We start from the raw sequence: 23,376 nt of genomic DNA on the forward strand, positions 1-23,376 counted from the left end.
ATGAGCAAGCCAAAAGTCGATCCGGCATCGCGTAAGGTGCTGGCCTACTCCGTAGAGACCAACGACCCCGAAGAATCCAACATTCAGTTCGCCACCTCGAACGCTGCAGCTCGCCGCCAGGGCGCAGACAATATCGGTACTGATTTTGGCTCGGTTTCTTGCCGCCGTGCCCACTGGGCCGACCAGTATGCCGGCCAGCGCTTTATCCCAGCGAAAGCCTACATCGATGCTGGCTGGTGGTTCGGATGCAACCACTGCGGCGCCAGGTGCGACAGTGATGCCAGTTATTGGGATGAAGAGACCGAAACCGATATCGCATTGGACCTGGTGTTCGATGGTCGCGTGGTCTACTGCTCTGCGGACTGCAAGGCCGGGCACGAAGCCGAGGTCACGGCCCGCAATGCCAGATTTGAAGAATTCAAGGTTCGGGTAGCAGCGGAGCGCCCAGGTGTCACATTCACCGAGTTTACCGGCGGATACCCATGGTGCGGCAACAAAGGGCTGTTCACTTTCCCCGGCGCCCAATACGGCGGCTCAGTGTCCGATTCGGAAGAAAGCACTGAGCTGAAATGGTATGTGGCCCAAGGCGATAAAGCGGCCTGGGACTACTTCATTGCTGAGCAGTCAGCCACCTGACCCGCACTCGCCTTTTGCGCTGAGATTCAGTGCTTCGGGCGACAAGCTTCGAAAAGCTGCCAGATCGAACTGACGTACTTTTTAACAACTTGCTCGCTCGCTGATCCAGCACGAATAGATTCGGAGTTTGCAGAAACATCGTTCCAGTAAGTACGAGGCCCTTCTGGAAAGTCTTCCGCACTAATCCCTATCAAGCTATGAGATGCCATAACAGCTCTACGCTCCAACCCCTCAGCAGAGGTGGCCAAGCTTTCAACAGCAGTTAAAAGCTTGTGAGCCGTTTCAATCGAGATACCCATATCACCTCCTAAAAGCCAGCCACGCGCTGGTCACCCGTAATACCCCATATCAACGAATCACGCCAGCCGGCGAGGCAGGCGCACGCTTGGAGATAACCCATGAGCACCTTTGCAGTGTTTGGAATGACCCTCGATGTCGCCAAGACCGAGGCTCGCAAGAAAACAGCCGGCACCCGGAAGAACCCGAAGGCTCCTGGCGGCGTCGAGCCGATCCCGGAAGCTGAATGGCTGGAGCTGGTCGCCAAGCGCACCGAAAAGATCATGGGGGGGGGGCGGTTCGCCAGCTCTCGCCGCTGTTCGATGCGCCGCAGTACGCCGAGCAGTTCATTGAGCTGGCCCGTAGGACCTTGAGATGCCGCGACATGCAGATCAGGGCCAAGGCGGTGCTGGTGGACGCCAAGGGCAAGCCGATCATCAACCCGAAGACGAAGGCTCCACGCATTGGGTTTTCGGAATGGCCACCGAAGCCGCATGTGCAGCAGGAAGAGGCGGCATGAGCCGCCCTCGCCTATTGTGCTGATGGCCTGGCAGGCAGGTCGAAGGTGTAGAACCCCTTCAGCCCCTTCAGCAGGCCCTCTGGGATTTTAGGGTCAAAGTAAATGGCCCACGTCCCATCGGGTCTTTGCTCGCAATCAGCGTAGTACGCACCGACCTGGTCAATCGTAAGTCCGGTGCCTTCAGCGATCTCCTTCAGCGTTAGCTTGTTGCTCATCTGCTTTCTCCTTGGTTCGACGGTATGCCGAATCATCAAGCAATAGCCCACGAATACACTTCACGCCAGCCGGTGAGGATCCCCTATGCCTATCCAACGCTTACGAGCATTTACGCACCGTTCGCCTTTTTTCGCTTCAGCAACCACGACAGTTTTGGGAATATCAATCTTCGGCCGAAGCCAAGGTCATTTTTAGTATCCAGCCAAGCCTGTTCGAGTTCCGCCCTTAGCAAATCGCGGTATTCTTTTATTTTTTGAAGCGGCTTATCTGTAGGACTTTCATACTCGACTCTGATCGCCAGCCTGTTAGCATCACCACCGAATTTTATTAGTTTTCTAGAACGCTCATCATTTCGACTTAGAAGAAGATTAACTCTAGCGCGCAGTTGCGACATTCTAGCGCATGCTTTGTAGTAGTCATCGGAGCCTTTGAAACCTTCTTGCTTTGAGTTCATATTGACAATATATGTCATAAGAGAAATCAATTCTGCGGCCGCCTCTCTCAGCTCGGCCATCCAATGATGTCTGAAATTACTCAAATTCCCTTGAATTTGATTTCTCTGAACACCAATCGTTAACCACGCCACTAAAAGCGCTACTACCACTCCGGCTGCAGCCGGGACAACTGTTGCCCAATCCGTGTCTGAGTCGACATGTATATATATTGGCGAATCTTTAAGGCCAATCTCAGTGCCAACTTGATTCTTCAATACTCGCCCCTCGTACTTGATATCAGCAGCATTTAGTTCAAATGACCTAGGTAGTTCCATATCTTAGCCCGAGTTTAAATCTAAAAGGATATACCATATGGCCATCACTACGGAAGCGTGTGCAGCGGCATCGAAGCCGCGACACAGACCTGGCACCCGCTGGGCATGCCCGCCGCCTGGTTCGGTGCGCCTGAGCCACTATATCGCTGTTGCGTCATACTGCTGGACGGGCGAGCATTCACCATCTGATGAATGCTGCTGCCCACAAGGACGTTTCTTTGAAGATCCCCGCGGTAAAAAAAGAAAAGCTAGACCAAGCTCTAAAACAGTTCGATGAAAAGTTTCGCCGCGCCCTCGAGTGGAAAGGCTGGACTGAAAACCAAGCGCATCGCTACGCAATCAGTGCGAACAGCACTTTATACCCTGCAAAAAAAATAGTTTCTTTGGCCACTGGAACCCCTGTAGGACTTTTTTCAGGTGGTCAGCCCACAAACGGATATTTGAAGCGGCACGGATTCACAATCGTTGAGCTGCAACGGTCAACTGATCCAGAGCTGCGCTTTGTGGCGGGTCAGGTTTATGACCGGCAAACTGAGATTCACGATTTGTTCGGAGGCAGTCGCCAGAGTGGAATTGCCCCGTCAGCGCAGGCCCCAGCGGTATTCATTTTCACCGGCGACTCAGGTGGTCAGTACGGATACACCGACTCTCATAGCGAGGAGAAGGTTTTCAGTTATACAGGCGAAGGCCAGCTCGATGATATGACGCTGACTAAAGGAAACCTGGCAATTCTCGAGCACTCGAAGCAGGGGAAAGCACTGCATGTTTTCGAGATTGTCGGCAAAAGTTTAGGCCAGAAGTACCTCGGCGAATACACGTGTGCGAGCCATGAATGGCGCCGCGGCCCTGACAAGCTTGGCAACGACAGGGCAATAGTTGTGTTCAACCTAGTCCCCGTAGGGCTTGAGCTCGACTCCCCTACGTTCTCAGGAGAAGACGAAGGCCCAGATCCAACTATGTCACTTGCAGAGGCGAGAAAGCGCGCTCTTGCGGCTGCGGAAGCAGGATCCGCTGGAGAGAGCGGATCGGCACGCAGGACCGTATATCGTCGCAGCAGAACAATCTCCAATTACGTTTTAAAGAGGGCAGCCGGGAACTGTGAGAGCTGTAAGAAAGCGGCCCCTTTCATGAAGGCAAACGGCTCACCATACCTAGAGCCGCACCACGTAAATCGATTATCAGATGGCGGCCTAGACCATCCACGTTACATAGGTGCCATCTGCCCCGCCTGCCACCGCGAAATCCACCACGGATTACACGGAAAGGTGAAGAACGAAGCGTTGAAAACTTACGTCGCTAGTATCGAGCCGAAGTCTTGAAGGCTTACGAATCAGCAGGGCTGCAGCCTGGAACATCTGAGTGGCACTATCACAACCCTGGACCACCTGGCCCTGGTCACGGTGATGGCTCAGGGCACGCCCTACGTGATCGTCGACACCTGCCTGCGGATGCTCAAGCCGGTTGAGCTGTACAAGGCCCAGGGGTTCCCAGCCGACTACATCATCACCCACGGCGCCGACGGCAAGCCCTTCACCATCACCCAGCAGGTGCACATGTGCGGCAACAGCGTCAGCCCGCCGCCGATGGCTGCCCTGGCGCGGGCCAATGACCCGTGGAGAATCGCCGAGCGTCAGGCGGCTGCGGCTTAAACGCGCTCAGCAATCAGCAATCAGCAATCAGCAATCAGCTTGGCACCGACCTCACGCCCAGCAACCTGAGCCAGGCCACGGTCAACATAGGTTCGGTCACCCGCAACAACCGGCACTACCACCTCACCACCGCGCTTTATCTCGACGTTGATACGCCAGGTCTCCCGGCCTTCCTCGTCCTTGTCGCACTCCATGTAGTTCCAAACCTGAAAGCCTTCGATCTCCTCGTAAATATCGTGCTTGGTCATGGTCCTGCCCATTTGTAGGAAGGGGCCATCGTAGCTCAAAGCCAGCCGGTACGGATGATGACGGCGATCAGGCGAAGGATGGCGGCGAACAGGTTTATCCAATCGGTCAGTCGTTTCATGCGGTAGAGCCCTCGATATTGGTCAGCCAGAACACGGTGCGCTGACGGTAATGCTCGATGTTCTGCCGCTTACCCCTAGCTTTCCTCTTGGGTTTTTTCCGCTCCCCCACTCCACCGCCCGGGCATGGCCCGGCAAGGACTCCCCATGCCTACAGATAATCAAATCCCCAAGCCCGCACCGAGCCTTGCTACCGGCCACGACCTGGATACTGCGACCTGGGCCGACTTCGTGACCCGCCTTCGCCATGACTGCGTTGGTGCTGGTGTGAATGATCATTGCACCTCTGCAGCGATCTTCATCGTCCAGGCCAGACGCATCGTCTACGGGATAGACACCGACTACAGCGACAACCGCTTGCTTATCAATCACTGCACTGAGGGTGAGTGGTTCTCGCCAAAGGATTACTGGGACGAACAAGACGAAGATGAGCGGGCCTCTTTGAACAAGGCTATGCAGGTTTGGTCAGGATGCCAGTTCATGAAGGCGGACGAGTCGGATCAGTGGTACGTCCTCGGCGAGCTGGAAGGACATGCGGTCACTGGCTGGTGCGAAAACTGGGAGTACATAAACGCGCACTTCACCAAAGACGCCGCCGAGGCATTCATCCGGCGCAAGAAGCACGACTATGGCAAAGGCATGCGGGTCTACGTCGAATCCCAGTATTACGCCTGGGAGTTCAACGCCATCAAGGAAGCGATCCTCGACGGCACTCTGACCTATACACCGAAGGCGGTTGTGAATGCCCATGACCTGGTAACAAGGTAGTGGAAAAATGATCTACCTGCGCAAATCTCTCACCAATACTATCTGCAGTGAAAAGCAGAGCCGCTACTTTGCCTGATGCACGCAGCTCTATCACGGGCCTCCATATTGTCGATAGTCGGATTGCCGGTGGTATTGGGCTCTGGCCTAACCGGAGTGCCGGGATAATTCAGCGCATCAAGCTCCTGCGCGCCCAAGACACGCGGAACGTGCTTCGCCTCTGGAGGAGAAGCGGGTTTAGGCAACTGATTGATAGCTTCGCCAAAGCGCTCAAGTAAAGGGCTATCCGGTAATTCATCCGCTACAACCATGGTCGATAAGACCACGACCAACGATAACGCGCTGTATCTCATAAGCAATTTCAAAAGATGTCTCTTTTAGCGAGCCGACTAAATTGGCTGAACTTTTAAACGCCGCCGCCGCTCAAGCAGCAAAAGCTGCCAACCAGAGGGGTGGACATCTCGCAAGCAAGTAACGAACGAACGAACGAACGAACGAACGATTATCGGCAAGTCGATTTAGCAGTGTCACTTCTCGAGTTGTTACTGAAATGTAATCCCCCCTTCAAAGTCAGCCGCTATAGCGGCAAGGACGACCTATGGCCAGAAAAAACCACCTGATCGTCGACTCAGGTTGCACCCAGGATAATGAGCGCTGGTCGCTCTCCGTCTGCGGGCTTAACGAAGATTCCGAGGTGTCGTGGGATGGCACCCACAAGCGCAGCCTTGTCAGCTGCAAGCGGTGCCAAGCGAAAATGGCCAAGCCGCGTCCGGCGCCGGAGCCACTCCATAAAGAGCGGCCCATTCTTTTTAACGGTGCAATGGTTCGCGCGATTCTGTCCGGACAAAAGACCGTCACGCGCCGCCTGGTCAAAGGCAATCAGATCCCGAGCCGTAGCAAATCCGATTCCCCGGAACATCAGTGGATTGCCGTAGTTCAAGACCATCCACGCTGGGGTTTCGCCGCTTTCGGCGCGACTGAGCAAGAATGCGCCGCTGAGCTTGCCATGTACGGCGGCTGCCCGTATGGCCAAAGAGGCGATCGCCTGTGGGTGCGCGAGACTTTCATCGATCTGCGCGGCACCGGTGTTGAGCATCGCCCAGACCCGGACGGCCCGCTCCAGCGCTACGCCTACGCTGCCGACTGCCGCCCTGGTTCACACAGCGACGAGGCAAGGAAAGACTTCGGTTTGAAGTACAAACCCAGCATCCACATGCCTCGCGCTGCCTGCCGCATCCTGCTGGAGATCACCGAAGTTCGCGTCGAGCGGTTGCAGGACATCAGCCGCGCCGATATCCGGGCGGAAGGCCTGCAATGTCCGCCGGAGCTGGCAAGCGATGACGTTTCACCGAATTACCGAGACTGGTACCCGGCGGCTTGGAGGGAGCTGTGGGAGTCCACCGGCGGCGACTGGAACGCCAACCCGTGGGTATGGGTGGTCGAGTTCAAGCGGGTGACGCCATGAGCGATTCCCCGAATAGCCTCGGCTGGATGGACCACGGAAAGACAGATTGCGGCCTCCTGGTAATGAGTCGATGGGATAGCCCGGATCGCGATGACAACGCCAAAGACCTGCAGCGTTTTGTGAAAGATGTGAAGCGGAGCGGCCTTAAGCACTCTCGCATTGAGCGTTACGACGGCGATCAATTGCCAGACTGGGTTGGCGAGCTGCACTGCGAACATGCGCAATGCCAGTGCCGGCGCTTCCTCCGCACCAAACAAGCCTAACCCCAATCCCCCTATATGCCTGCCGGTGAGCGAACTCACGATAACTGGCTGTCGATCCATCGCTCCGCTGCTGCCATTGCGTCACCCAGTGCCGCCGGATAGTCAGGCCATGGACCAGTCAGCTCGGCGGCGACTTCGCCCAACCCATCAACAGATGCCGGCTCAATGATTCTCGCAAATGCGGGTACGTCATCGTTTGGCCGCCTCCATTCGAACTTGAGAAACAACGTATGCCCCCGATAGGCATGAACGACTGGAACATCGAGATTGTGTGACACGCGCCCTCCCTGACACATGAGCAAGTTGCACAGTATTTGTAGCTCTTTTTTGCACCCTTCGCCATCGAGGCACTTAGCTATCAACTTCTGCCGCCCAGCGCGGCAAGGACACCCCATGTACGCAACGAAACTCACCCTGCTCATAACGGCCATCGTGTTGTACGTGGCGGGGTCCACCTTCTGGTTTTTCTGGCAGGTGCCGGAGCTGCTCTCCACCGGTACCGACCAAACCCTGGTCGCAGCATTCGCAGGCACCGTCGCCTGGATGCTGCTCACCTTCGGTTTCATCATCCACATCATCAAGACAGCGCGGCCTGCTGGCCCGCATGACAATCCCCGGGCATAGAGGTGCACACCATGGAAATGCAAAGCGAAACGCTTGCCGAGGAAGAGATCGCGGCAATAACGGGCTACATGATCCCATCCAGGCAGATCGAGTGGCTCAACAAAAACGGCTGGAAATACGTACTGACTCGCTCGCGCCGTCCAGTGGTGGGCCGCGTTTACGCCCGGATGAAGTTGGCCGGAGTGAAGCCATCAGCAGAAAACGTCGCGGCCGAAGCCTGGTCACTGAATCTTTCAAACGTAGGATAAAGACATGCGAGCAAAAAAGGCGGCAAACAGGGACCTGCCGCCGCGAATGATTCGGCGTGTACGCACGCTGAAAGGCGGAAAAGAGTGGGTTGGGTATTACTACGATGGGAGGAATGAAGACGGGAAGCGAGTGGAGATTCCGCTCGGGGGTGACCTGGAAATTGCGAAGGCTGAATGGGCAAAGCTCGACTGCAAGCCGGTACCGAAGAAAGGAGCCCTGCTGGGCCAGGTGTTTGACCGTTATGAGCGCGAGATCATCCCAGGCAAAGCGCCCAAGACGCAGAGCGATAATCTCCTGAGCCTGAAGCAACTGCGCAAAGCGTTCAGCGACGCCCCTATTGATGCGGTTACGCCACAGATCATCGCGCAGTACAGGGATAGCCGGACCGCCAAGGTAAGAGCCAACCGGGAAATATCACTGTTGTCGCACATCTACAACATTGCGCGGGAGTGGGGGCTCACCGAGAACAACCCTGCCGCCGGCGTGCGCAAGAACAAGGAAGCCCCTCGGGACTTCTACGCAACTGAGGAGATCTGGAGCGCCGTATACGCAGTCGCAGCCTCGGAGCTTCGCGATGCTATGGACTTGGCCTACCTGACGGGACAGCGCCCAGCTGATGTGCTTTCGATGCGAGAGGCTGATGCGGTAAATGAATTCCTGCAGGTGTCGCAAGGCAAAACGGCCAAGAAGCTCCGGATCCGCCTTACCGCTGCCGGAAACCTTAATGATCTGGGCACACTGGTCGAACGACTGATAGAGCAGCGGCGCTCGCGTGGAGTACGGACTCCATACCTAATAATCACTGAAGATGGCCGGCAGGTGACCAAGCCGATGCTACGCCTACGCTTTGACGATGCCAGGAACAAGGCAATTGCCATTGCTAACAAAGCGGGAGACGGCGTACTTGCCGCGAGCATCCGGCAGTTCCAGTTCCGCGACATCCGACCAAAAGCAGCCAGTGAGATATTGGACCTGGGCGATGCCAGTCGCCTGCTTGGGCACACGGATAAACGGATAACCGAGACGGTTTATAGACGTGTTGGTGAGATCGTAAAGCCAACCCGTTGATAGAGGATCTGACAGTAGTTGCGGAAAGCGTCTTAAACGATGCGGAAACTGTTAGTTTAAAACCCTGTCCAATTATCGAACGCCAGAAACACAAAAGCCCCGCAATCGCGGGGCTTTCGTATGAATCTTGGCGGGAAACCAGGGATTCGAACCCTGGGAACGCTATTAACGTTCGCCGGTTTTCAAGACCGGTGCATTCAACCACTCTGCCAATTTCCCTTGTGCAACACAGGATTATAGTAGTCCATCCTGTCTCAGCGGGCGCCATAATACCCGAATGAAACACACTGTCAAACTCTCTGCATAGCTTGTTACAGAGCGTCTGTTATGATCTTTGCGACTGAACGTTTCAAAACTGAAGGAGTGTCGCCATGCGCGAACAGGATTACGCAGTTAATAGCAACGTGCAGGCTGAGCAGCTAGAGGTTAGCCGCGTCCTGCGCAATACATACGGCCTGCTCGCCCTCACCCTCTCATTTAGCGGCGTGATGGCGTATGTGGCGCAGCAGATGCGTGTCGGTTACCCGAATATCTTCGTGGTGTTGATCGGCTTCTACGGCCTGTTTTTCCTCACCAACAAGCTGCGCGACTCGGCCTGGGGCCTGGTGTCGGCGTTTGCCCTGACCGGTTTCATGGGGTTCCTGCTGGGCCCGATCCTTAACCGTTACCTGGGCATGCAGGGCGGCGCGGAAGTGGTCAGCTCGGCGTTTGCCATGACGGCATTGGTGTTTGGTGGCCTGTCGGCTTATGTACTGATCTCCCGTAAGGACATGAGCTTCCTCGGCGGCTTCATCACGGCTGGCTTCTTCGTGTTGCTGGCAGCCGTGTTGGCGAGCATGTTCTTCCAGATCAGCGGCCTGCAGTTGGCGATCAGCGCCGGTTTCGTGCTGTTTTCCTCGGTCTGCATTCTGTTCCAGACCAGTGCCATCATTCATGGCGGCGAGCGCAACTACATCATGGCGACCATCAGCCTGTATGTATCGATCTACAACCTGTTTGTCAGCCTGTTGCAAATCTTCGGCATCATGAGCCGCGACGACTGATCCCAGCCTTATCAAAAAGCCCGCTTCGGCGGGCTTTTTGTTACCTGCGGCTTTATCATTGGCAAAGGTTTACCTACAGAGTGTTCCATGAAGTTCGCAATTGCGCTGTTTTCCGCCGCCCATGCGCCCTCCTCGCGCCGTGCCCTGCTGTTTGCGCAGGCTGCACTGGCCGGCGGGCATGAGATTGTGCGGCTGTTTTTCTATCAGGATGGCGTCTACAGCGCCGCCAATTCGGTGGTCACGCCGCAGGACGAGCAGGATATCGCCCAACAATGGCGCGCCCTGGTCAGCGAGCATCAACTCGATGGCGTGGTATGCATCGCTGCCGCGTTACGGCGCGGTGTGCTCAACGGCGAGGAGGCCGCGCGCTACCAGCGCAGTGCGGTGAACCTCGATGCGCCCTGGGCGTTGTCAGGCCTTGGGCAATTGCACGATGCAATCCAGGACGCCGACCGTCTGATCTGCTTTGGAGGGCCATGAAATGTCCAGATCCTTGCTGGTAATCAGTCGCCAGGCGCCGTGGTCCGGGCCCAGTGCGCGGGAAGCGCTGGATGTGGTACTGGCCGGTGGCGCATTCGACTTGCCGATTGGGCTGCTGTTTCTGGATGACGGGGTATTTCAACTGGCCCCCGCACAGAATGCCAAAGCGGTGCAGCAGAAGGATGTGACTGCCAACCTGCAGGCACTCTCGCTGTTCGGCATCGATGAGGTATTCGCATGCAGCCACAGCCTGGCCGAGCGTGGATTGGCCGTCCCTGACAACGCGCAGCCACTGAGCAGCGAGCAGATTTCCCAGATGATTGACCGTTACGATCAGGTGATGACCCTCTGATGTCGACCTTGCATGTATTGTCCCACTCCCCTTTTTCCGACAGCAGACTAGACAGTTGCCTACGCCTGTGTGGCGCACAAGACGCGATCCTGCTGTGCGGCGATGCAACCTATGCCCTGCAAGCCGGTAGCGCGCCCTTCAAGGCCCTGGAAGGCAAGGCCTTATCCATCTTCGTGCTTGTCGAAGACGCCCAGGCCCGCGGCCTGTCGTTGCCGGACTGGGCCAAGAGTGTCGACTACCCGGGTTTTGTGCAGTTGTCGATCGACCATGACAAGGTCAACAGCTGGCTATGAACACTCTGACCGTAGGCGCGCGCACCCTGGAGCTGGACAAGGACGGTTACCTGGTTGACCTCAATGCCTGGTCCACCGAGGTGGCCAACGCCCTGGCAAGCGCCGAAGATCTGGAATTGACCGACGAACACTGGGAAATCCTCGAACTGCTCAGGGTTTTTTACCAGGAGTTCCAGTTATCACCGGCCACCCGCCCGCTGATCAAGTACACCGCCTTGAAGCTGGGCCCGGAAAAGGGCAACAGCCTGCACCTCAACCGACTGTTCAAAGGCACTCCCGCCAAACTTGCCGCCAAGCTGGCGGGCCTGCCCAGACCGACGAATTGCTTATGACCGACTTTGCCCCGCTGATCACCGAAACTCCCGCCGAACATCCCTTTGCGCCGTTTGTGCGCATCCTCGGCAAAGGCAAGCGCGGTGCCCGCAGCCTGACGCGCGAAGAAGCGCGGGAAGCCATGGGCATGCTGCTCGACGAAAAGGTTGAGGAGTCCCAGCTCGGCGCGTTCCTGATGCTGCTGCGCCACAAGGAAGAAAGCCCCGAGGAACTCGCCGGTTTCACCGAGGCCCTGCGCGAACGCCTGAACCCGCCGGCGCTGCAGGTGGATGTCGATTGGCCTACCTACGCCGGAAAAAAACGCCACCTGCCGTGGTACCTGCTGGCCGCCAAGTGCCTGGCGCAGAACGGCGTGCGAATTTTCATGCATGGCGGCGGCGCCCACACGGCGGGCCGGCTGTACACCGAACAGTTGCTGGGTGAATTGCAGATTCCACTGTGCCGCAACTGGCAACAGGTCGAGACCGCCCTTGCGCAAGGCAACCTGGCGTTTATGCCCCTGGGTGACTGGGCCCCGCAACTGCAACGCATGATTGACCTGCGCAACATCCTTGGCCTGCGCTCACCTATCCATTCCCTGGCGCGCATCCTCAACCCGCTGGGCGCACGCTGCGGCCTGCAAAGCATCTTCCATCCCGGTTACCAGGGCGTACATCGCGATGCCAGTGGCCTGCTGGGTGACAACACCATTGTGATCAAGGGCGATGGCGGCGAGATCGAGATCAATCCCGACTCCGCCAGCCACTTATATGGCACCACCGGTGGCGCAAGCTGGGATGAGGAGTGGCCTGCCCTCTCTGCCCAGCGCCACGTCAAGCCGGCCAGCCTCGACCCCGGGCATTTGAAGGCCCTGTGGCGCGGTGAAGTGCAGGACAGCTACCCGCAGTTGGCGCTGATCGCAACCATGGCCCTGGCCCTGCGCGGCCTTGGACACCCACGGGAACAGGCGTTCGAACTGGCCCAGCAGTATTGGGATGCGCGGGACAAATCGATTTAATCGATCATTAACCCCGAGCCTTTGCGCTATTTGTTCGAACCCAGACGATTAGACTGCACTCCAACGCTTAATAGCCAAGGAGTCAGTCATGGGTTTGCTGATTGAAGGACACTGGCATGACCAGTGGTACGAAAGTAGCGCAGATGGCGCCTTCCAACGGGAACAGGCGCAACGCCGGCACTGGGTCACCGCAGATGGCCAAGCTGGCCCAAGCGGCGACAGCGGCTTCAAAGCCGAAGCCGGCCGCTACCACCTCTATGTCTCCCTCGCCTGCCCCTGGGCGCACCGCACCCTGATCCTGCGCAAGCTCAAGGGTTTGGAAAGCCTGATCGACGTGTCGGTGGTCAGTTGGCTGATGCTGGAAAACGGCTGGACCTTCGATAAGGCCCATGGCTCTACCGGCGACAGGCTCGACGACTTTGCTTTCATGCACCAGCGCTATACCGCCGATACCGCCGACTACACCGGGCGCGTCACGGTGCCGGTGCTGTGGGACAAGCAGCTCAATCGCATCGTCAGCAATGAGTCGGCGGAGATCATCCGCATGTTCAACAGCGCGTTCGACGGGCTGACCGGCAACACCCTGGACTTCTACCCTGAGCCGCTACGCCCGACCATCGATGCGTTGAACGAGCGGATCTATCCTGCGGTAAACAACGGCGTGTACCGCGCAGGCTTTGCCACTTCGCAGCAGGCGTACGAAAACGCGTTTGATGATGTGTTTGCCGAACTGGATCACCTGGAACAGCACCTGGCCAAGCATCGCTACCTGGCGGGTGAATACCTGACCGAGGCCGATGTGCGGCTGTTTACCACGCTGATTCGTTTTGACGCGGTGTATTACAGCCACTTCAAATGCAACCTACGGCGGATTGCGGATTATCCGAATCTGTCGAATTGGCTACGGGAACTGTATCAATGGCCGGGCGTGGCCGAGACGGTGGATTTTGCCCACATCAAGGGGCATTACTATGCCAGCCACCGGACGATCAACCCCACAGGGATTGTGCCGAAGGGGCCATTGCAGGCGTTTGATAGCAAACATGACCGACAGAACATGAGCAGCAAGGGCGTCTGGAGCTAAAGCAAAAACTGTAGGAGCGAGCTTGCTCGCGAAGATCGTCAACGATAACGCTGGCATTCTGGAGGAACGCGGCGCAGTTGAGTTCTTCGCGAGCAAGCTCGCTCCTACAATGGATGTGAGTGCCGGTTATCACACCTGGGACTGAGCGCCTTCAAACCACTTCAACTTCTCACGCAACACCACTACTTCTCCTACGATCACCAGCGTCGGCGCATGCACTTCATGCTCCGCCACCAAGCGCGGCAGGTCGGCCAGGGTGCCCGTAAACACGCGCTGGTTCGACGTGGTGCCTTGCTGGATCAGCGCAGCCGGGGTATCCGCCGAGCGGCCGTGGCGGATCAGTTGCTCGCAGATGATCGGCAAGCCAATCAAGCCCATATAGAACACCAACGTCTGCGACGGCCCCACCAGGTCATTCCAGGGCAAATCCGAGGTCCCATTTTTCAGGTGCCCCGTGATGAAACGCACCGATTGCGCATAATCACGGTGGGTCAAGGGAATGCCGGCGTAAGCTGCACAACCGCTGGCAGCGGTAATCCCCGGCACCACCTGGAACGGGATGCCATTAGCCGCCAGCTCCTCGATCTCTTCACCGCCACGCCCGAAAATAAACGGATCGCCGCCCTTGAGGCGCAGCACGCGCTTGCCCTGCTTGGCCAGTTTCACCAATTGCTGGTTGATCTGCTCTTGCGGCACCGCGTGATCGGCGCGGCGCTTACCGACGTACACGCGCTCGGCATCGCGCCGGCACAACTCAAGAATCGCTGGTGCCACCAGGCGGTCATATAGCACCACATCGGCCTGCTGCATCAAGCGCAGGGCGCGAAAGGTCAGGAGGTCCGGATCACCGGGGCCCGCACCGACCAAATACACTTCACCAGGCGCATGGGGCGGCTTGCCATTGACCTTCTCCACCAGCAAACGCTCGGCCTCATCGCCTTGCCCAGCCAGTTGCCGATCGGCAATCGGCCCTTGGAAAACCTCTTCCCAGAAAGCCCGGCGTTGTTGTACATCCGGATACAAACCTTTGACCTGCGCCCGAAAGCGCGCGGCCAGCCCGGCCAATTGGCCGTAGGTGGACGGAATCCAGGTTTCCAGCTTGGCCCGGATCAAGCGCGCCAAGACCGGTGCGTCACCGCCACTGGACACCGCAATCACCAAGGGCGAGCGGTCGACAATCGCCGGGAAGATCACACTGCACAAGGCCGGAGCGTCCACCACATTGACCGGCACGCACCGGCGCCGGGCATCGCTGGACACTTGCGCATTCAGCGGCTCGTCGTCGGTTGCCGCGATGATCAGGGTGCAGCCATCAAGGTCTGCCTCCTGGTAACCACGCACAATCAGTTCACCGCCACTGCCCTGCACCAGTTCACGCAACTGGTCTTCGATCAAGGGAGCAACCACCCGCAGTAACGCGCCGGCGTCGGCCAGTAGCCGGGACTTGCGCAAGGCAATCTCCCCGCCACCGACGACCAACACACGGCTGCCGCGCAGGTTATGAAACAGCGGCAGAAATTCCATTTAGCCGATGACCTCAACGCCCGCCATGTACGGCTTGAGCACTTCAGGCACGCGGATCGAACCGTCAGCTTGCTGGTAGTTTTCCAACACCGCGACCAGGGTACGGCCTACGGCCAGGCCCGAACCGTTGAGGGTATGGACCAATTCCGGCTTGCCGGTTTCCGGGTTACGGAAACGCGCCTGCATGCGCCGGGCCTGGAAATCACCGCAGTTGGAGCACGAGGAAATCTCACGGTATTTGTCCTGGCTCGGCACCCATACTTCCAGGTCGTAGGTCTTCACCGCGCTGAACCCCATATCGCCAGTACACAGCGCCAATACGCGGTACGGCAACTCCAGCAGTTGCAGGACGCGCTCGGCGTTGGCAGTCAGGCCTTCCAGGGCTTCCATGGAGGTCGACGGTTCGACGACTTGCACCATCTCGACCTTGTCGAACTGGTGCTGGCGGATCATGCCGCGGGTGTCTCGGCCCGATGCGCCGGCTTCACTGCGAAAGCACGGGCTGTGGGCAACGAACTTGATCGGCAGTTGCTTGGCGTCGAGGATCTCGCCGGCCACGATGTTGGTCAGCGACACTTCGGCGGTCGGGATCAGGTACAGATCGGCTTCACCATCGCGGCTGATCTTGAACAGGTCTTCCTCGAACTTCGGCAACTGGCTGGTGCCCATCAGTGCCGGCGCCTGCACCAGGTACGGGGTGTAAGCCTCTTCGTAACCGTGTTCGCCCGTGTGCAGGTTGATCATGAACTGCGCCAGGGCACGGTGCATGCGCGCGATCGGGCCGCGCAGCAAGGCAAAGCGCGCACCGGACATTTTGGCGGCGGTTTCAAAATCCAGGCCACCGGTCAGCTCGCCCAGGGCGACGTGGTCCTTGATCTCGAAATCAAAGGTTTTTGGCGTGCCCCAGCGGCGCACTTCGACGTTGCCGTCTTCATCTTCGCCAACCGGCACCGACTCGTGCGGCAGGTTGGGAATGCCCAGCAGGATCGAATCCAGCTCGGACTGAATCTTGTCCAGCTCGACTTTGCCGTCGGACAGCTCGCTGCCCATGCGCTCGACGTCCGCCATCAACGGCGCGATGTCTTCACCACGCTGCTTGGCCTGACCGATGGATTTGGAACGTGCATTACGCTCAGCCTGCAGTGCTTCGGTGCGGGTCTGGACGGTCTTGCGCTGTTCTTCCAGCGCTTCGATGCGCGCAACATCCAGGGCAAAGCCACGGGATGCCAGGCGGTCCGCTACGTCCTGAAGGTTGCTACGTAACAGTTTGGAATCGAGCATGTCGGTCTCTCGTTTATCAAAGTTTGGTCAAGGACAGGCCAGCCCAGGTGGCAAGCAGCCCGCCGAATACACTGATGGCCACATAGCTTAATGCCAGCGGCACTTGCCCGCTTTCCAGCAGGCGCACGGTATCCAGTGAAAAGGATGAAAAGGTAGTCAGGCCGCCAAGGAAGCCCACCATCAACCCGGCGCGCACCTCAACAGGCACCTCCGGGCGTAACAGAAACAGGCCGTACAACACGCCGATCAGCAGGCAGCCCACGATATTAACGGCCAGCGTCGCGCTATAGAAGTGTTTCGGCCAATTGGCGTTGATCCAATTGCCGGTGGCAAAGCGCAACAAAGTACCGGCCACACCGCCAACGGAGACTGCAACGACCAAGGGAATCATGGTTTTCTCCGCTGTTTAGGGCTCAAGCGATCAAGTTGCGCCAGGTGATTGAGCTTTTCTCCGATCTTCAGCTCCAGGCCACGGGGCACCGGCTGGTAGAAAGGTTGCGGCTCCAGATCGTCGGGAAAGTAGTCTTCACCGGCTGCATAGGCATCCGGCTCATCGTGGGCGTAACGGTATTCGTCGCCATAACCCAATTGTTTCATCAGCTTGGTGGGCGCGTTGCGCAGGTGCAGCGGGACCTCCAGCGAGCCGTGCTCGGCCGCTGCACGCAATGCCGACTTGAAGCCCATGTACACCGCATTGCTTTTCGGCGCACAGGCCAGGTAGGTGATGGCCTGTGCCACCGCCAACTCACCTTCCGGGCTGCCCAGGCGCTCCTGGACCTCCCATGCCGCCAGGCACAGGCTCAGGGCGCGGGGATCGGCGTTGCCGATGTCCTCGCTGGCCATGCGCACCACGCGCCGGGCCAGGTACAGTGGATCGCAACCGCCGTCGATCATGCGTGCAAACCAATACAACGCGCCGTCCGGGTTGGAGCCGCGTACAGATTTGTGCAACGCGGAAATCTGGTCGTAAAGGCTTCGCCGCCCTTGTCGAAGCGCCGCCGGGTATCACCCAGCAGGCTTTGCAGCAGGTCGACGCCAATCTCACTGTTGTCTTCGGCCAGGTCAGAGGCGTTCTCCAGCAGGTTGAGGAAACGTCGACCGTCACCGTCAGCCGCCGCCAGCAGAATCTTGAACCCCTCCTCCCCCCAGGCTCAAATGGCGTTTGCCCAGCCCCTTGTCCTCGCCCAGCGCCCGCTGCAACAGCTTCTGCATTGCGGCTTCATCGAGGCTCTTGAGCACATACACTCGCGCCCGCGAGAGCAAGGCGTTGTTCAGTTCAAACGAGGGGTTTTTCCGTGGTGGCGCCGATGAAAATCAGCGTGCCGTCTTCCACGTAAGGCAGGAATGCATCCTGCTGGGATTTGTTGAAGCGATGTACTTCGTCGACAAACAGGATGGTGCGCCGGCCGTACTGCCCGGCCTGCTGCTTGGCAACCTCCACTGCCTGGCGGATCTCTTTGACCCCGGCCAACACCGCCGAGACCGTTTCAAAGTGTGCATCCGAGACTTTCGCCAACAGCCGCGCCAGGGTGGTCTTGCCCACGCCCGGCGGGCCCCAGAAAATCATCGAGTGCAGGGCACCCTGCTCCAGGGCCTCGCGCAGGGGCTTGCCGCGAGCCAGCAAGTGCTCTTGCCCGACATACTCATCCAGATTGGTCGAGCGCAAACGCGCTGCCAAAGGCTGGGCAATCGGGTCACTTCGAAACAGGTCCATGGGCAGCGATTTACTCCTGGATCACATCGGCACCCTTGGGGATGTCGAACTTGAACGTCGAGGCTGGAACAGGCTCATTGGCCTTGACCCCGGTGAACAGGATATTGGTGCGCTGGCCGACACTGTCGACCAGTTGCATATCGTTGATCACGCCGTTGCGGAACGACAAGCGCAGGCTGTCGAACAACGTGTCCTTGGACTTGGGCTTGAGGGTGAAATCGATCACGTTGCTCTGTTGCTTGGAGGTGATCTCGAAACTCTCGCTGATCTGCGACACATCACCGGACAGCAACAAGGCCGGGGGTCTGGCTCAGGCGCGGGTCGAGGGTCTTGATGGTCGCCTGCTCCAGGTCCGGGTCCCACAGCGTGACTTTCTTGCCATCAGAAACGATGGTCTGCTCGTTGGGTGCATCGGTTTTCCAGAAAAACAGGCCTGGGCGCTGCACCGCCATTTCACCGGCCGTTTCCTGCAACTGCGTGCCGCCGCCGTCCAGGGTCAACTGGGAGAAGCGCGCGGTCAGGGTCTTGGATTTGTCCAGCAGGTTGGTCAGGCTCGCGACGGATGCCTGGTCAGCGTGGGCCGAAAACGCGGTCAAGGCCAATGCCGGCAACAACAGCATGCGGATAAGACGCATGGGAGTCCTCATAGAATGATGTGAAAGGCGCGCCGCGTGCTGCCACGCGGCACGAGGTCAGTCGCGCATCGGCCCTGGCGCGATCACTTCGCGCGAGCCGTTGGTGTTCATGGCCGTGACGACGCCGGCCATTTCCATGGATTCGATCATACGCGCGGCGCGGTTGTAGCCGATCTTCAGTTTACGTTGCACCGCAGAGATCGAGGCGCGACGGCTTTCCAGCACGAACGCCACCGCTTCGTCGTACAGCGCATCGGTCTCGGCATCATCGTCGCCGCCACCGCTGCCGCCATCGAAGCCGCTGCCGGCCTCCTCGACACCCGCCAGGATATCGTCGTTGTATTCCGGCGCGCCACGCAGTTTCCACGCCTCGACCACGCGGTGCACCTCGTCATCGGAAACGAAGGCGCCGTGAACGCGGATCGGCAGGCTGGTGCCGGGTGGCATGTAGAGCATGTCACCATGGCCCAGCAGTTGCTCGGCGCCGCCCTGGTCGATGATGGTCCGCGAGTCGATCTTGCTCGACACCTGGAACGCCATCCGGGTCGGAATGTTGGCCTTGATCAGGCCGGTGATCACATCCACCGACGGCCGCTGGGTCGCGAGGATCAGGTGGATCCCCGCCGCACGGGCCTTCTGCGCGATACGGGCGATCAGCTCTTCGACCTTCTTGCCGACGATCATCATCATGTCGGCAAATTCATCGACCACCACGACGATGGTCGGCAGCTTGGTCAGCAGCGGCGCTTCATCGTGAATGCTTTCACGCTTGTACAGCGGGTCGGTCAGCGGCGTACCGGCGTCCTGGGCTTCCTTGACCTTGGCGTTGAAGCCGGACAGGTTACGCACGCCCATCTTCGCCATCAGCTTGTAGCGCCGCTCCATCTCGGCAACGCTCCAGCGCAGGGCATTGGCGGCGTCCTTCATGTCGGTTACCACTGGGCACAGCAGGTGCGGAATGCCTTCGTAGATCGACAGCTCCAGCATCTTGGGGTCGATCATGATCAGCTTGGCGTCTTCCGGGCCGGACTTGAACAGGATCGACAGGATCATCGCGTTCACACCTACCGACTTACCGGAACCGGTAGTACCGGCCACCAGCAGGTGAGGCATTTTCGCAAGGTCGGTGATCACCGGCTTGCCGCCAATGTCGTGACCCAGGGCCAGGGTGACCGGCGACTTGAAGTTGTCGTATTCCGGGGTCGACAACACTTCGGAGAAGCGCACGATCTGGCGGTCTTCGTTGGGAATCTCGATGCCCACGGTGGTCTTGCCGGGGATCACTTCCACCACGCGCACGCTGGTCACGGCCAGGGAGCGCGCAAGGTCTTTGGCCAGGTTGGAGATACGGCTGACCTTGACCCCCGCGGCCGGCTGGATTTCGTAACGGGTAATCACCGGGCCTGGGTGGATCGAGTCCACCGACACTTCGACGCCAAACTCCTTGAGCTTGATTTCCAGCAGATGGCCGACGGCCGCCAGGGATTCCGGGGAATAGTTGAGTTGTTTCTTTTCCGCCGGGTCAAGGATCGAGATCGGCGGCAAGGTGCCTTCGACGGCGCTGTCGATAAACAGCGGCGCCTGTTTTTCCTTCTGCACACGATGACTTGGCTCGGGCGCCTTGACCGGTGCGGGAGCGATGACCGGCGGCACTTGTTTCTCGCGATCAGACATGTGCTTGGTCAGGGCCTGCTCGCGTTCGATCAGGCGTTCCTTGACCTTGGCCTGCTCACGGCGATCCGGCGTACTCGGAGCCACCACTTCGTTGACCCGGGTATCGACTTCACGCAATTGCGCAACCATGCGCTTGCGGTCAACGCGGGCCGCCCACCAGCGGTTCGCGGCGCCCTGGAACAGCTCGAACAGGTCGAGGGTGATCTTGCCGGTCACATCCATGACCTTGAACCACGACAAATCGGTAAATACCGTCAGGCCAAACAGGAACAGGGCGATGAACATCAGCGTGCTGCCCTGGATATTCAGGGTCTTGCGGGCCAGGTCACCCAGGCTTTCGCCCAGGGCGCCGCCCGCACCCGCCGGCAGGCCGGTCGGTGCATGGAAATGGATATGGGCCAGCGCCGCGCCCGACAACACCAAAAACACCAGGCCGATCAGGCGCCAGGAGAACAGCCAGCCGCTCCACTGCCACGGCTCATGACGCTGACGGAAGATCTGCCAGGTCTTGATCGCCAGCAGCAACGGGAAGATATAGGCGAAATAACCGAGGATCATGAACAGGATATCGGCGCTGTAGGAGCCCACAGGCCCGCCGAAGTTCTGTACATCGTCGATCTTGCTGTTGTGACTCCAGCCCGGGTCGTCCTTGCCGTAGGTCAGCAAGGCCATCATCAGGAACAGGCATAGAGCACCGATGGCAATCAGCGCGCCTTCCTTGAGCCGATAGTGCAGGTGCTGGCGCCAAGCCGGTACTACTGCTGTTTTGGGTGCTGCGGCGGATTTCTTCAAAACGGGTCTTTTCCTGCGCCTTAAGCGCGTCCAACAGTTGAATGACTATAAAAATACTGCCCAACCCGGGCAGGTGAAAAGTGAACGAGCGTCGTCAAGCGTCCTTTAACACTCTGTGACTCCGTCATGAACAGGCGTTAACGCCGGCCCACAAGGACATAGTGCCGCCATTGTACGGGTTTGTGTGCCCGTTGCCACGCTGCCGGCCTCGCTCCTGAAGCATACACAAGCGCATTGCCCATACGTTTCAATTTGAGCATGCATTGTCTTTACTGACAAAGGCTTATGAGCTGTTTTTATCAGACTGGACAAGCTTTACCCAGCATTCCCGCCCAACGGATGGCGACATGACGCGATTACGACCGCATCACCGCTATAGAGTTGCAGAAACACTCGCTCACGCATCCGGGCACTGATTGCGCGATCGGGCTGGCCGAGTGGCGCCGGGTCGACAATAATCACTGCCTACGCGGCGGGCCTTGGCCTGTCACCGCCCTCCCCTTCCGTAAGCCTGACTACCCATGCTCACCTGGTTGCAACGCAACACCCTGACTTTTCCACCGCTGGCCAAAGCCATGCGTGAACCCAACGGCCTGCTGGCTGCCGGTGGCGACCTGTCTGCTGACCGCCTGGTCCAGGCCTATCGTCATGGCTGCTTCCCCTGGTTCTCGGAAGGCCAGCCCATCCTGTGGTGGTCGCCAGACCCGCGCACCGTGTTGTTCCCCGCTGAGCTGCACGTATCACGCAGCCTCGCCAAGATGCTGCGTCAGCAACGCTACGAGGTGACCTTCGACCAGGACTTCGCCGCCGTCATCCAGGCCTGTGCTGCACCTCGCAGCTATGCAGACGGCACCTGGATCACCGACGCCATGCAGAACGCCTACCTGCAACTGCACCAACGGGGCTATGCCCATTCTGTCGAGGTGTGGGACCAGGGCAAGCTGGTTGGCGGTCTGTACGGCCTGGCCATGGGCCAGTTGTTCTTTGGCGAATCGATGTTCAGCCGCGCAGACAACGCCTCGAAATTCGGCTTTGTCACGCTCGTCAGGCAATTGCAGGCCTGGGGCTTTGTACTGATCGATTGCCAGATGCCCACCGATCACCTGCACAGCCTCGGCGCCCGCGCCATCCCCCGCAGCGACTTTGCCGGTTACCTGCGCGACCATCTTGATCAAGCCAGCAGTGGGCCGTGGGTTTCTTAGGCGACATGCGCACACCTGGCTTACACTTATTTCAAAGCTTATCCGAGGGTTGATCATGACCGAGTTGGCGCGCTTGAAGTTTTATGCCACTCAACCCCACTCTTGCAGCTACCTGCCCGAGGAACAGGCGACGACGCTATTCCTCGACCCCAGCCAGCCGATGGACGTGCATGTGTATGCCGATCTGTCAGAGATGGGCTTTCGGCGCAGTGGCGACCACCTGTATCGGCCGCACTGCCAGAACTGCAATGCTTGCGTGCCGGCACGCATACCTGTGGCGCAGTTTTTAGCGGACCGCAATCAAAAACGCATCCTCAAACGTAATGCCGACCTGATCGTGACCCCAGCCAAGCCGGGTTTCAGCGAGGAGTACTTTGATCTTTACCAGCGCTACATCGAACAGCGCCACGCCGACGGCGACATGTTCCCACCCAGTCGCGACCAGTTTTCCACGTTCCTGGTACGCGATCTGCCGTTCTCGCGCTTCTACGAGTTCCGGCTTGAAGGAAGGCTGCTGGCGGTCGCGGTCACCGACCTGCTACCCAATGGTTTGTCGGCGGTCTACACCTTTTACGAGCCCGCCGAAGAGCGCCGCAGCCTCGGACGCTTCGCCATCTTGTGGCAGATCAGTGAAGCATCCAGGCAAAACCTGGAGGCGGTGTACCTCGGATACTGGATCAAAAACTGCAAAAAGATGAACTACAAGACCCAATATCGGCCCATTGAGCTGCTAATTAATCAAAGATGGGTCACGCTTAACTAGAACCCCTTGGCTTAAACACCCTTTTTCGGGCACAATGCACGCCGCTTTTGCCTGGCGCAGTTGCACCGGGCCATTCACTGGATACCGAGGGCTTTACTGCATGTCGAAAGAAGACAGCTTCGAAATGGAAGGCACTGTCGTCGACACCCTGCCCAACACCATGTTTCGTGTGGAGTTGGAAAATGGGCACGTCGTAACCGCGCATATCTCCGGCAAGATGCGCAAGAACTACATTCGTATTCTTACCGGTGACAAAGTGCGCGTCGAGCTGACGCCCTATGACTTGAGCAAAGGGCGCATCACTTACCGCGCTCGCTAAACAAGTCAATACAAGACGCCCGGTT

29 protein-coding genes, 1 tRNA gene and 3 pseudogenes are annotated in these 23,376 nt (G+C 58.5%); 22 read left to right on the forward strand and 11 right to left on the reverse strand.

Annotation, left to right across the window (positions count from 1 at the left end; genetic code table 11):
- Positions 1-636 carry a hypothetical protein gene (locus JTY93_RS15600; protein WP_205475797.1) on the forward strand — a complete coding sequence of 212 codons (636 nt, stop codon included), beginning with the start codon at positions 1-3 and terminating at the stop codon, positions 634-636.
- A 26-nt stretch (positions 637-662) separates the two neighbouring features.
- On the opposite strand, the gene JTY93_RS15605 is transcribed toward JTY93_RS15600, so the two are convergent.
- On the reverse strand, positions 663-935 hold the full coding sequence (locus tag JTY93_RS15605) for a hypothetical protein (protein WP_205475796.1): 273 nt from the start codon (positions 933-935) through the stop codon (positions 663-665).
- Between the two features lie 99 nt (positions 936-1,034).
- Here JTY93_RS15605 and JTY93_RS15610 point away from each other — a divergent pair, with 99 nt between their 5' ends.
- Positions 1,035-1,286 carry a hypothetical protein gene (locus JTY93_RS15610; RefSeq protein ID WP_205518881.1) on the forward strand — a complete coding sequence of 84 codons (252 nt, stop codon included), beginning with the start codon at positions 1,035-1,037 and terminating at the stop codon, positions 1,284-1,286.
- 11 nt (positions 1,287-1,297) lie between these two features.
- A complete protein-coding gene (locus JTY93_RS29600) occupies positions 1,298-1,432 on the forward strand; it encodes a hypothetical protein (RefSeq protein WP_275899786.1) in 135 nt (44 codons plus the stop codon).
- Positions 1,433-1,443: 11 nt separating this feature from the next.
- On the opposite strand, the gene JTY93_RS15615 is transcribed toward JTY93_RS29600, so the two are convergent.
- Entirely contained in the window at positions 1,444-1,647 is a 204-nt protein-coding gene (locus tag JTY93_RS15615) for a hypothetical protein (protein ID WP_205475794.1), read from the reverse strand.
- Positions 1,648-1,757: 110 nt separating this feature from the next.
- Positions 1,758-2,357: a hypothetical protein gene (locus JTY93_RS15620; RefSeq protein ID WP_205475792.1), complete on the reverse strand. Its 600-nt coding sequence runs from the start codon at positions 2,355-2,357 to the stop codon at positions 1,758-1,760.
- A 278-nt stretch (positions 2,358-2,635) separates the two neighbouring features.
- Between JTY93_RS15620 and JTY93_RS15625 the strand changes: the two genes are divergently transcribed.
- Together JTY93_RS15625 and JTY93_RS15630 are read left to right on the forward strand one after the other, a co-directional pair.
- Positions 2,636-3,736 (forward strand): HNH endonuclease, encoded by a 1,101-nt coding sequence (locus JTY93_RS15625; RefSeq protein WP_205475957.1) that lies wholly within the window; start codon positions 2,636-2,638, stop codon positions 3,734-3,736.
- Positions 3,737-3,781: 45 nt separating this feature from the next.
- Positions 3,782-4,066: pseudogene (locus JTY93_RS15630) on the forward strand (DNA cytosine methyltransferase); the annotation flags it as partial.
- Positions 4,067-4,086: 20 nt separating this feature from the next.
- Here JTY93_RS15630 and JTY93_RS15635 read toward each other — a convergent pair.
- Complete coding sequence (locus JTY93_RS15635) at positions 4,087-4,314, reverse strand: hypothetical protein (RefSeq protein WP_205475790.1); 228 nt, start codon at positions 4,312-4,314, stop codon at positions 4,087-4,089.
- Between the two features lie 264 nt (positions 4,315-4,578).
- Between JTY93_RS15635 and JTY93_RS15640 the strand changes: the two genes are divergently transcribed.
- The 6 genes from JTY93_RS15640 (at position 4,579) to JTY93_RS15665 (ending at position 8,865) form a co-directional block, all read left to right on the forward strand.
- On the forward strand, positions 4,579-5,199 hold the full coding sequence (locus JTY93_RS15640) for a hypothetical protein (RefSeq protein WP_205475788.1): 621 nt from the start codon (positions 4,579-4,581) through the stop codon (positions 5,197-5,199).
- A 595-nt stretch (positions 5,200-5,794) separates the two neighbouring features.
- Positions 5,795-6,661 (forward strand): ASCH domain-containing protein, encoded by an 867-nt coding sequence (locus tag JTY93_RS15645; protein ID WP_205475787.1) that lies wholly within the window; start codon positions 5,795-5,797, stop codon positions 6,659-6,661.
- Entirely contained in the window at positions 6,658-6,924 is a 267-nt protein-coding gene (locus tag JTY93_RS15650; RefSeq protein ID WP_205475786.1) for a hypothetical protein, read from the forward strand. Before JTY93_RS15645 ends, JTY93_RS15650 begins: the two co-directional genes overlap by 4 nt.
- Positions 6,925-7,317: 393 nt before the next feature.
- A complete protein-coding gene (locus JTY93_RS15655) occupies positions 7,318-7,548 on the forward strand; it encodes a hypothetical protein (RefSeq protein ID WP_205475782.1) in 231 nt (76 codons plus the stop codon).
- Positions 7,549-7,559: 11 nt separating this feature from the next.
- Positions 7,560-7,796 (forward strand): DUF4224 domain-containing protein, encoded by a 237-nt coding sequence (locus JTY93_RS15660; protein ID WP_057441436.1) that lies wholly within the window; start codon positions 7,560-7,562, stop codon positions 7,794-7,796.
- Between the two features lie 4 nt (positions 7,797-7,800).
- The gene (locus tag JTY93_RS15665; RefSeq protein WP_205475779.1) at positions 7,801-8,865 is read left to right on the forward strand and encodes a tyrosine-type recombinase/integrase; all 1,065 of its coding nucleotides are present in this window, start codon (positions 7,801-7,803) and stop codon (positions 8,863-8,865) included.
- Between the two features lie 128 nt (positions 8,866-8,993).
- On the opposite strand, the gene JTY93_RS15670 is transcribed toward JTY93_RS15665, so the two are convergent.
- Positions 8,994-9,084 (reverse strand) — tRNA-Ser (locus tag JTY93_RS15670).
- A 152-nt stretch (positions 9,085-9,236) separates the two neighbouring features.
- Here JTY93_RS15670 and JTY93_RS15675 point away from each other — a divergent pair.
- The 8 genes from JTY93_RS15675 (at position 9,237) to JTY93_RS29605 (ending at position 13,592) form a co-directional block, all read left to right on the forward strand.
- Positions 9,237-9,908: a Bax inhibitor-1/YccA family protein gene (locus tag JTY93_RS15675; RefSeq protein ID WP_205475777.1), complete on the forward strand. Its 672-nt coding sequence runs from the start codon at positions 9,237-9,239 to the stop codon at positions 9,906-9,908.
- Between the two features lie 87 nt (positions 9,909-9,995).
- On the forward strand, positions 9,996-10,388 hold the full coding sequence (tusD, locus tag JTY93_RS15680; protein WP_169993151.1) for a sulfurtransferase complex subunit TusD: 393 nt from the start codon (positions 9,996-9,998) through the stop codon (positions 10,386-10,388).
- A 1-nt stretch (position 10,389) separates the two neighbouring features.
- Positions 10,390-10,740: a sulfurtransferase complex subunit TusC gene (gene tusC, locus JTY93_RS15685; RefSeq protein WP_169993153.1), complete on the forward strand. Its 351-nt coding sequence runs from the start codon at positions 10,390-10,392 to the stop codon at positions 10,738-10,740.
- Positions 10,740-11,033, forward strand: a complete 294-nt coding sequence (tusB, locus tag JTY93_RS15690) for a sulfurtransferase complex subunit TusB (protein WP_205475775.1) — start codon at positions 10,740-10,742, stop codon at positions 11,031-11,033. The genes tusC and tusB overlap by 1 nt, the downstream gene beginning before the upstream one ends.
- Positions 11,030-11,365: a TusE/DsrC/DsvC family sulfur relay protein gene (locus JTY93_RS15695; protein ID WP_205475772.1), complete on the forward strand. Its 336-nt coding sequence runs from the start codon at positions 11,030-11,032 to the stop codon at positions 11,363-11,365. Before tusB ends, JTY93_RS15695 begins: the two co-directional genes overlap by 4 nt.
- The gene (locus JTY93_RS15700; protein WP_205475771.1) at positions 11,362-12,363 is read left to right on the forward strand and encodes a glycosyl transferase family protein; all 1,002 of its coding nucleotides are present in this window, start codon (positions 11,362-11,364) and stop codon (positions 12,361-12,363) included. Before JTY93_RS15695 ends, JTY93_RS15700 begins: the two co-directional genes overlap by 4 nt.
- Positions 12,364-12,451: 88 nt before the next feature.
- Positions 12,452-13,447: a glutathione S-transferase family protein gene (locus JTY93_RS15705; protein ID WP_205475770.1), complete on the forward strand. Its 996-nt coding sequence runs from the start codon at positions 12,452-12,454 to the stop codon at positions 13,445-13,447.
- 22 nt (positions 13,448-13,469) lie between these two features.
- On the forward strand, positions 13,470-13,592 hold the full coding sequence (locus JTY93_RS29605; protein WP_275899044.1) for a hypothetical protein: 123 nt from the start codon (positions 13,470-13,472) through the stop codon (positions 13,590-13,592).
- Here the strand turns inward: JTY93_RS29605 and cysG are convergent.
- The 6 genes and pseudogenes from cysG to JTY93_RS15735 all read right to left on the reverse strand — a co-directional run bounded on the left by cysG (position 13,577) and on the right by JTY93_RS15735 (position 21,067).
- Complete coding sequence (gene cysG / locus JTY93_RS15710) at positions 13,577-14,971, reverse strand: siroheme synthase CysG (RefSeq protein ID WP_169993163.1); 1,395 nt, start codon at positions 14,969-14,971, stop codon at positions 13,577-13,579. The two genes, JTY93_RS29605 and cysG, sit on opposite strands and share 16 nt — an antisense overlap.
- On the reverse strand, positions 14,972-16,252 hold the full coding sequence (serS, locus tag JTY93_RS15715) for a serine--tRNA ligase (protein WP_169993165.1): 1,281 nt from the start codon (positions 16,250-16,252) through the stop codon (positions 14,972-14,974). It abuts the gene before it with no gap.
- Positions 16,253-16,268: 16 nt separating this feature from the next.
- The gene (gene crcB / locus JTY93_RS15720) at positions 16,269-16,643 is read right to left on the reverse strand and encodes a fluoride efflux transporter CrcB (protein WP_029293568.1); all 375 of its coding nucleotides are present in this window, start codon (positions 16,641-16,643) and stop codon (positions 16,269-16,271) included.
- Positions 16,640-17,966, reverse strand: a pseudogene (locus JTY93_RS15725) (replication-associated recombination protein A). The gene crcB and the pseudogene JTY93_RS15725 overlap by 4 nt, the downstream one beginning before the upstream one ends.
- A gap of 10 nt (positions 17,967-17,976) precedes the next feature.
- Positions 17,977-18,601, reverse strand: a pseudogene (lolA, locus tag JTY93_RS15730) (outer membrane lipoprotein periplasmic chaperone LolA).
- 57 nt (positions 18,602-18,658) lie between these two features.
- On the reverse strand, positions 18,659-21,067 hold the full coding sequence (locus tag JTY93_RS15735) for a DNA translocase FtsK (protein WP_205475769.1): 2,409 nt from the start codon (positions 21,065-21,067) through the stop codon (positions 18,659-18,661).
- A gap of 521 nt (positions 21,068-21,588) precedes the next feature.
- Here JTY93_RS15735 and aat point away from each other — a divergent pair.
- From aat to infA, 3 genes are all read left to right on the forward strand, one after another.
- Positions 21,589-22,269, forward strand: a complete 681-nt coding sequence (gene aat / locus JTY93_RS15740; protein ID WP_205475765.1) for a leucyl/phenylalanyl-tRNA--protein transferase — start codon at positions 21,589-21,591, stop codon at positions 22,267-22,269.
- Between the two features lie 55 nt (positions 22,270-22,324).
- Positions 22,325-23,032, forward strand: a complete 708-nt coding sequence (locus JTY93_RS15745; protein ID WP_205475762.1) for an arginyltransferase — start codon at positions 22,325-22,327, stop codon at positions 23,030-23,032.
- A gap of 100 nt (positions 23,033-23,132) precedes the next feature.
- Positions 23,133-23,351, forward strand: coding sequence for a translation initiation factor IF-1 (infA, locus tag JTY93_RS15750; RefSeq protein ID WP_002553999.1), 219 nt, complete (start codon positions 23,133-23,135; stop codon positions 23,349-23,351).
- Positions 23,352-23,376: the final 25 nt, after the last annotated feature.

The organism is Pseudomonas hygromyciniae, assembly GCF_016925675.1.
Lineage (GTDB): Bacteria > Pseudomonadota > Gammaproteobacteria > Pseudomonadales > Pseudomonadaceae > Aquipseudomonas > Aquipseudomonas hygromyciniae.